Raw genomic sequence first — 4,140 nt, 5'->3', positions numbered from 1 at the left:
CGCCCGCGCGGTCCTCCTCGAACGGGGTCCCGCCGAGGAGGACCGCGCGGGCGGGGGCGTCCGACTCGTTCACGAGGGTCAGCGAGTCGGCCCCGGTGGGGGCGTACCCCAGTTCGGCCGGGTGCAGGAGCGTTCCGGCCAGGCGGACCTCCCCCGTGTCGACGAGCAGGCCGTGCTCGAAGGCGGGGTCCACGGGGAGGGTGACGGTCGCCCCCGGGTCGAGGAGGAGTTCGGCGCCGAGGAGCGGCGTGAAGGTGTGGACCGGGGAGGTCGAGCCGGCGAGCGACCCGAGGAAGACCCGGAGGTCCGCGCCGTCGACGCGGACGGTCTCCGGGGCGTGGTGCTGGAAGTCCCGGGCGGTGTTCCGGTGCTCCTCGGGGAGGGCCACCCACAGCTGCACGCCGTGCAGGACGGTGGTGCGGGCGGTGGAGACCTCGGCGTGGCTGATGCCGTACCCGCCGGTCATGAGGTTCAGTTCTCCTGGGCGTACGTACGCGTGGCTGCCCAGGCTGTCGCGGTGCTCGATCTCGCCGCCGAACAGCCAGCTCACGGTCTGCAGTCCGATGTGCGGGTGGGGGGCGACGTCCATGCCGCCGGACTCGGCGACGTCGTCGGGGCCGTAGTGGTCGGCGAAGCACCAGGCCCCGATCAGCGTCCTGGCCCGCTGCGGGAGCGTACGCCGTACGGTCATCGCCCGCGGCCCGCCCAGCGGGACGTCCCTCGCGGTCAGGACCTCGATCTCCGTGGTGCTCATTGCCGACCCCTCCATGGAATTAGTTCCATTTTCAACAATCATGGACGATGATAGCTCCTACGACAGTGACACGCACGGTCGACGGACGAGGTCATCGGGCCTCGGGAAGGAGCGCACGGTGAGCGACACGGCAGGAGCCCCGGCGGACGGGCGGGTCTACGTCGACAAGCAGAGCCCCATGGCCTATCACGCGCTGGTCCAGACGGCCGAGGCCGTGCGCACGACGGCCGCCGCCGCGGGGCTCGACCGCATCCTGGTGGAGCTCGTCAACCTCCGCGTGTCCCAGATCAACGGCTGCGCGTACTGCCTCGACGTGCACACCAGGGCCGCCCTGCGAGCCGGCGAGACGACCCGCCGCCTGGGCGTGCTCGCCGCCTGGCGCGACACCGAGCTCTTCACGGCACGGGAGCGCGCGGCCCTGGCCCTCGCGGAGGCCACCACCGCCCCCGCCGACGCCCTCGCGCAGGAGCGTGCGTACGACACCGCCCGCGGGTCCCTGAGCGACGACGAGATCTCGGCGGTCATCTGGGTGGCGATCACCATCAACGCCTTCAACCGGGTCTCGATCCTGAGCAAGCACCCCGTGCGGGAGACGGCCGCCAGGCCCTGACACGGCGAAGGTCCGGCGCCCTCGGGGCACCGGACCTTCGGAGCGGGTCGTATCGGGTCGGTCAGGTGGAGATGTCGGGGAGCAGCCCGGTGGCCGGGGCCGCGAGGTCGGTCAGCTGGCGCAGCTGCCCCAGCTCGTTCAGCCGGCTGAGGCCGTTCAGCTGACCGGCCACGCCGGGGAAGTGCTTGCGGGACTCCTCGGGGATGCCGGTCGTGGTGAGGGCGTCGAGTTCGCTGACCGGGTTGATCTTGGGGCCGAGCGGTCCGGTGGCTTCGGCGGCGTTCGCGGCGGAGGCCCCGGCGGCGCCGAGACACGAGAACGCGGCGGCGACGGCGAGGATCGAGGAGATGCGTCGTGTTGAGGTCACACCCTCACAACGGGCCGACCTGCCGTGGGACACGGTCGGCCCCCGCTCTCACCGTCCGAACGGGGGTCCCTCCGTACAAGCTGAGGGGCGAGGAGAGCGAAGAGGCTATTTCAAGGGGTTTTGAGAAGGAAGCCCCTTCATGGCCTCGCCCGGGACGACCGTAGCAGTCAGGCGGGGATCAGGTCGCGCAGATTTTCGGGCGTGAGGACGCGCGAGCCCGGCGGCAGGCCGGCGGGGCGGTCCAGACCGATGTACGTGACGGGTCCGTCCGGCAGCGTCGAGCCGTCCCACCGGGTCGTGGCGGTGGCGTCGGGGCCCATCAGGTCGACGAGGTGGCGGACCGTCAGCGGGGTGCGGGCGAGCAGCCCCCGGAGCAGTACCGCCACCGACACCCGGTTCTCCTCGACCCGGTTCGCGGACGGGGCGCCCCTCAGGTACAGGTGCAGCCACCGCGCGCGCCAGCCGCCGTCCTCGCCGCGCTGGAAGGCGAGCGGCAGCGCGACCCGGCCGGGGCCGCGCAGGTCGGACTTCATCCGGACCGTGCGCGGCTCGAACGGGCGGCCCTTCTGCTCGGTCTCGCGCAGCATGAAGCCGAAGAACGACTCCTCGACCTCCTCGAAGCCCTCCCCGGAGTAGAGGTTCACCTGCGGGACGACGTAGCTGCCGCGGACGGCGCCGAGCCTCAGGTCGATGAACTCCGAGGCGCCGTCGGGCGCGTCGGTGATGTCGCCGGAGTGCGCGCCCTCGACGGCGGTGAGGGCCGTGTACGAGAGCCAGGTGACGGTCGCGTAGTCCTCGTCCAGGACCAGCGCCGACAGGTCGTAGTCGGTGCTGCGCGCGGTCTGCTTCCAGTACGTGAAGAAGCGCAGCAGCTCGCCCTCGACGGGCGAGACGGAGCCGCGCGGCAGGACGCCGAGCCCCGCCGCGGTCGCCCGGCCGCTCAGCGGGAGCGCCACGTCCAGGACGGCGGGGTCGACGAGCAGGTGCCCCGGGGCGGGGAGCCGGCGCCGGGTCTCGGCGTCGAGGACGGCGCACAGCCGCTCCCGTACGGCGGGCGGCAGCGGCGGCCGGGTGTCGGCGGTGACCCAGGCGGCGCCGGCCCTGTTGACGAAGACCCGGCGCTCACCCGCCGTCCCCGTGCGGTTCTGGACGTGCTCGCGGAGGGAGAGCACGACGCGGCCGGAGGCATGGGGGACGGCGCTCTCGAAGGCGGTGAGGACGGCGTCGAGTTCCTTCTGCCCGTCCGCCGCGCACAGGAGCCGGTCCAGGGCGCGCAGCAGCCTGCCGGGGGCGGAGGTCAGGAGTCCGGCCGCCCCGACGACGTCGCCGCGGCCGAGGAGTTCCTCGACGCGGCTGTCGAAGGAGGGTGCCTTCTTCTCGCCGCGGGCGACGGCGAAGACCTCGGCCGCGTGCGGCCACCGCGGGTACTCGTGCGGGTGCAGCCGCTCGCCGAGGCGCTTCCACGCCTCGCGGTGCGCGGCGACGTCGGCGAGCTTCGCGGGGGCTTCGGCGACGACGGTGTCGAGGCCGCCGAGCAGGGCGCGTCGGACGGGTCGGGACAGCGCGCGGAACCGGGTCGGCTCGCGCAGACCGACGTCGCCGTCGGAGAGGGCGCAGGCCAGGCGCAGGACGTCGGTGACCGTGTCCAGGAGGAGGTCCGCGCCGGCGTCGAGGCGGGCCCGGTTGACGACGGCGCGGTGCTCCCGGATCGGGATCGCCTCGGGCTGGGGTCCGTCGGCCCGGTGGGCGGCGAGGAGGGCGAGGTCGCGCAGGTGCTCGTCGCCGAGCGGGGTGGTGCTTCCTGCCAGGGACAGATAGAGGGCGGCGGTCTCCTCGTCGAGGGTGCCGCCGGGGTGCAGGACCGTCATGCGGTCGCCCGCAGCGGCGATCAGTTCGTCGTGCGCGGCGAGCATCTGCTCGTACGTGTGGCGGTAGGTGCCGTACGAGGGGAGGGTGAGGAGGTCGAGCACGCCGGCGCGCAGCCGCTCGATCACCCCGGGGCGCGCGGTGTCGTCGCCGAGGGCCTCGGCGACGCAGCGCCTCCAGAAGTCGAAGGTGTCGGGCACGTTGGCCGGGAAGTCGACGAAGTACACGTTGTGCCGGACGTGGTCGCCGACGACCTCGCGGACGGTGTCGAGGGTGCGGGCGGCGACGGCGTGGACCGTCTCCTCCGGCAGTCGGGACAGCTTTTCGAGCAGCCCGGCCGACAGCTTGAACCCGACCGACATCAGGGCGGCGTCGAACCGCCGCGCCGCGACGTCGCCGCGTCCGTCCCCGGCCGTTGCCGTCGGGAGGGGAAGGCGATGGGTGTGCCGGACGACCAGATGTTCGAGAACGTGGACCATTCGGGCATGCTGCCAGCCCCGCACGGCCCGGTGCATGCGGATTTCGGGCCGTGCGGGGCTGGCA

Annotated in this window: 4 protein-coding genes; 1 reads left to right on the top strand and 3 read right to left on the bottom strand. The window is 73.2% G+C overall.

Translation table 11 applies throughout. The features are described 5' to 3' along the window. Positions 1-754 (bottom strand): pirin family protein (locus CCN56_RS37620; protein WP_179200132.1); only part of this gene is annotated, 754 nt, incomplete at its 3' end. A 178-nt stretch (positions 755-932) separates the two neighbouring features. Between CCN56_RS37620 and CCN56_RS37615 the strand changes: the two genes are divergently transcribed. Next, complete coding sequence (locus CCN56_RS37615) at positions 933-1,364, top strand: carboxymuconolactone decarboxylase family protein (protein ID WP_256962377.1); 432 nt, start codon at positions 933-935, stop codon at positions 1,362-1,364. Positions 1,365-1,425: 61 nt separating this feature from the next. On the opposite strand, the gene CCN56_RS37610 is transcribed toward CCN56_RS37615, so the two are convergent. Next, positions 1,426-1,731, bottom strand: coding sequence for a hypothetical protein (locus CCN56_RS37610; RefSeq protein ID WP_086832177.1), 306 nt, complete (start codon positions 1,729-1,731; stop codon positions 1,426-1,428). A gap of 167 nt (positions 1,732-1,898) precedes the next feature. After that, positions 1,899-4,076, bottom strand: coding sequence for a TerD family protein (locus tag CCN56_RS37605; RefSeq protein ID WP_086832179.1), 2,178 nt, complete (start codon positions 4,074-4,076; stop codon positions 1,899-1,901). Positions 4,077-4,140: the final 64 nt, after the last annotated feature.

The organism is Streptomyces sp. NRRL B-24572 (genome assembly GCF_002156145.1).
Lineage (GTDB): Bacteria > Actinomycetota > Actinomycetes > Streptomycetales > Streptomycetaceae > Streptomyces > Streptomyces vietnamensis.
The sequence above is the reverse complement of the archived record's forward strand: the minus strand, read 5'-3'. Positions and strand labels throughout refer to the sequence as shown.

Bases quoted from the DNA above. Each gene is read 5' to 3' on its own strand.
- CCN56_RS37615 (WP_256962377.1), top strand. From the start codon at position 933: ATGGCCTATCACGCGCTGGTCCAGACGGCCGAGGCCGTGCGCACGACG.
- CCN56_RS37605 (WP_086832179.1), bottom strand. From the start codon at position 4,076: ATGGTCCACGTTCTCGAACATCTGGTCGTCCGGCACACCCATCGCCTT.